This window comes from Kitasatospora putterlickiae (genome assembly GCF_039527695.1).
In the GTDB taxonomy this organism is placed as follows: Bacteria; Actinomycetota; Actinomycetes; order Streptomycetales; family Streptomycetaceae; genus Kitasatospora; species Kitasatospora putterlickiae.
Genome location: NZ_BAAAKJ010000247.1, coordinates 1 through 3,374 on the forward strand (window position 1 = coordinate 1; position 3,374 = coordinate 3,374).

General features: G+C 71.3%; 4 protein-coding genes. All 4 read left to right on the plus strand.

The window, feature by feature from the left end; translation table 11 throughout:
- Positions 1-220: 220 nt before the first annotated feature.
- The 4 genes from ABD308_RS24820 (at position 221) to ABD308_RS24835 (ending at position 3,221) form a co-directional block, all read left to right on the plus strand.
- Entirely contained in the window at positions 221-634 is a 414-nt protein-coding gene (locus ABD308_RS24820) for an SSI family serine proteinase inhibitor (protein WP_344338751.1), read from the plus strand.
- Positions 635-911: 277 nt separating this feature from the next.
- On the plus strand, positions 912-1,082 hold the full coding sequence (locus ABD308_RS24825) for a hypothetical protein (protein WP_344338752.1): 171 nt from the start codon (positions 912-914) through the stop codon (positions 1,080-1,082).
- A gap of 120 nt (positions 1,083-1,202) precedes the next feature.
- Positions 1,203-2,408 (plus strand): hypothetical protein, encoded by a 1,206-nt coding sequence (locus tag ABD308_RS24830; protein WP_344338754.1) that lies wholly within the window; start codon positions 1,203-1,205, stop codon positions 2,406-2,408.
- Positions 2,409-2,441: 33 nt separating this feature from the next.
- Positions 2,442-3,221 (plus strand): hypothetical protein, encoded by a 780-nt coding sequence (locus ABD308_RS24835; RefSeq protein ID WP_344338755.1) that lies wholly within the window; start codon positions 2,442-2,444, stop codon positions 3,219-3,221.
- The last annotated feature ends 153 nt before the right edge of the window (positions 3,222-3,374 follow it).

Below are 3,374 nucleotides of genomic sequence, written 5' to 3' on the forward strand. Positions count from 1 at the left end.
CAACGCCTCCTGGAACCCCACCCACCTCATCGCCGACGTCTTCGGCTACTACCTCTGACAGAGACCTCTTCCTGAACGGCTCCCGAGCCGGGCCGACGCACTGTCGCCCCGGCTCGGTGTCGTCGCTCCGGGCCCGGCCTGAGAAGTCGGCCCCGCCGACTTCCCACTCCACCGCAGCAACCCGCCGTGACCCGCCCACCGGCGGGTCGTTGCGCCTGGTGTGAAGACGACCCCAGCCCTCGCCCTCCTCGCGACCGCCCTGTTCACCACCAGTCTCGCGGGCACCGCCAACGCGATCACCCCCGTCCCCGCCGCCGCCGCCGACGCCAGTCTCCGGCTCACCGTGGCGCACGGCCCGACCCCGGCGTCCGGGACGCCGCACGTGGTCACGCTGGACTGTCCGCCGGACGGCGCCACCACCCACCCCGACCCGTTCACCGCCTGCCGGCTGCTCGACTCCGTCAACGGCGACCTCGACCAGCTGAACGTCAACCCGGGTGTCTGCAACCAGATCTACGACCCGTACACGGTGACCGCCACCGGCGTGTACCGGGGCCGGACGGTCTCCTTCCAGCACACCTACGGCAACCGCTGCGTCCTGCTGCGCACCGCCGGGGCGTTCTTCGACTTCTGACCCGCCCCGCCGACGGCCGGGGAGCGCGGTCTGCGATGCTCTCCTCGGCCGTTCATCGTACGAACGAGGGGGGACAGCATGGAGACCGGGGAGATCGGGGCGCTCCTGGAGGAGCGGGAGGCGCGGGCGTGGCGACGCGCCCAGCGGTCGCGGGCCTGGGGGGGCGCACGCGCTGGGGCTGCTGGCGCTCGGCGCGTGGCTGTGGGCGGTCGGGCTGGCCTTCCTGCCGGTCACGCACGAGTATCCGGGCGGCGCCGAGGAGCACTGCGGCTCGCCGATGTTCTACGAGAACATCGGGGCCGGCTTCACAAGGCTCAACTGCGACGACTTCACGGCCGACCGGATGCGCGACGCGGTCGGCGTCGGGCTGGCGACGCTTCCGCTCTCGGTCGCGTGGCTCTGGCGGACGGTCAACCTGCGCCTCCAGCGCATGGAGGACCAACTCTGAGCGGCCGCGTCGGGCGAGCCTGTCATGGGCACGCGGGCGAGGGCGGCGAACAGGCGTACGACAGATGAACACCTGTCGACCGGCGACCCGGGCCGGATCAAACCTGACACGCTGTCAGCCGTGGTGGACAGCATCCCGATCGACGAGCCGGACCTCTTGATCGAAGGCGCACGCCCGTTGTTCTTCGCCCGAAGAGGGTTCCGCCGACGCGTCATCCCCCTGCTCGCCGTCCTCGTCACCGTCACGACGGTGCTCGCCCTCACCGGCAACCTCCGGCCCCCGGGTCTGCCCGTGGTCGAGCTGAAGGGCCGGGTCGCCTCCAAATCCGCCTTCTTCCGGGACCCCGAGGTGCAGCGGCTCCTGATCGGCCACCGCATCAAGGTGACGGTCGACACGGCCGGCTCGCGGGAGATCGCGCTCGGCGACCTCACGAAGTACGACTTCGTCCTCCCCTCGGGCCAGCCGGCGGCCGACCACATCAAGGCCGTCCGGGAGGCGGCGGGCGAGCACAGCGTCATCCGGCTGCCGTTCACCAGCCCCATCGTCGTGGCGGCCTTCCGGCCGTACGCCGAGGCCCTGGCGCGGAACCACGCGGCCAGGCCCCATCTGGACCCCGCCTCCCCCGAGCCGCTCTACTACACCCTCGTCATGGACGAGTTCCTGAAGCTCATGCGGGCCAGGACGACGTGGAACGACCTCGACATCGGGATGGACAACCTCGTCAACGGCGACGCCGTCACCGCGTACACCTCCAACTTCTGCGAGTCGAACTCCTCGGACACCTTCCTCTCCCAGGTCGCGTACACCGCGAGCAAGCCCGACGTGCCGACCGACCCGGCCGGGCTGGAGGAGCTGGGAAGGCTCATCAAACCGATGCTCGACTTCCAGGGCCACCCCGACAGCGACCGCTTCGAGTCCTTCGTGAACAGCAACACCTCGGTCCCCACCCCGGTGGTCTACGAGCACCAGTTCCTCGACTACCAGCTCCGGTGGAAGGCGAAGAACGGCACACCCGACCCCCGGCGGGTCCTGCTCTACCCGGACAACTCGTTCGTCACCGCGCCGCGGATCATCTCGCTCAAGCCCAGGGCCGACGAGCTCGCCGACCTCCTCGACAAGGACCCCGGCCTCCAGCGGCGGGCGACCGAGCTCGGCTTCCAGGTCGGCCTGGACTCCCAAGGCCGCAGCCGGCTGGAGGAGCACCTGCGCGCCGCCGGCCTGCCGGTCCCGCCCGCCGACAACCAGAGCAGGACCGCCCCGTTCCCGCCCGCGGCCCTGGAGACCCTGCTCCACACCGTGGCCGGCTGCACGCCCTACACCTCCTGAAGCGTTCGATCGAGATCGGGAAGGACGACGACCGTGTCCAAGCTCTGGTTCGGCGAGTGGTGGCCCCTCCTGGCCGGCTGGACGGCCGCCTGGGTCGCCGTGCTGGCGAGCCTGGCACTCCTCGTCCGGCTCGGCCTGCGGGAACTGCGCGCCAAGCGGCTCACCGAACTCGACCTGACCCAGGGGATCTGCGTCTACCTGGACGAGTCGGTCATCACCGACCAGTTCCAGATGGGCCGCCACTCCGAGGCCCTGACCAAGGAGGTGTGGCACCGGATCAGCAAGGGCGGCAGCGCCCAGGCCGAACTCCCGGGGGTCCCGGTCGGGTTCGGCCTGGAACGGGCGGACGAGATGCTCACCTACTACGTCCAGCGGCACGCCCCGGTCGAGGTGATCGGCGTCCTCCTCAAGGTGATCGAGGAGAACCACGGCATCGTCCGCGCCAACCTGAGGACCGGCACCGTGGTCCGCAACCTGGCCCTGGTCAAGCTGCTGACCGATCTCGGGCGGTCCGACCCGGTGCCCGCGAGCACGCTGCTGAGCCACGCCGAGGAGTACGTGCTCATCAAGGGCAGGTTCCGCCCGGCCGCCCGCACCTCGGACGATCCGGCCGGCACCACCGTCTTCATCGCCCCGTACAGCGGCGCCCGCACCCCCGCGCCGGCCGCCCACGTCCGGGTCGTCTGCGAGAACTCGGGGCTGCGCGGCAAGCGCCCCGCCGAGGAGTTCTCCGGCAGGTGTCTGGGCAAGGTCAGGGGCTGGAACGCCGGGGACGGCGCCCTGGACATCCACCCGGTCGCGATCTTCCAGTGACCGCCCGGGCCTCGCGCGTCGGCCCCCGCCCCGGTCAGTCCGCGTCGCCGCCGCCCACCTCGCGGCGCTGGGACCTCTGGTAACGGCGCACGACCTGGCCGGCGCCGACGGTGCGGCCACCCTCACGGATGGCGAACTTCAGGCCCTCCTCCA

Bases quoted from the DNA above. Each gene is read 5' to 3' on its own strand.
- ABD308_RS24825 (WP_344338752.1), top strand. From the start codon at position 912: ATGTTCTACGAGAACATCGGGGCCGGCTTCACAAGGCTCAACTGCGAC.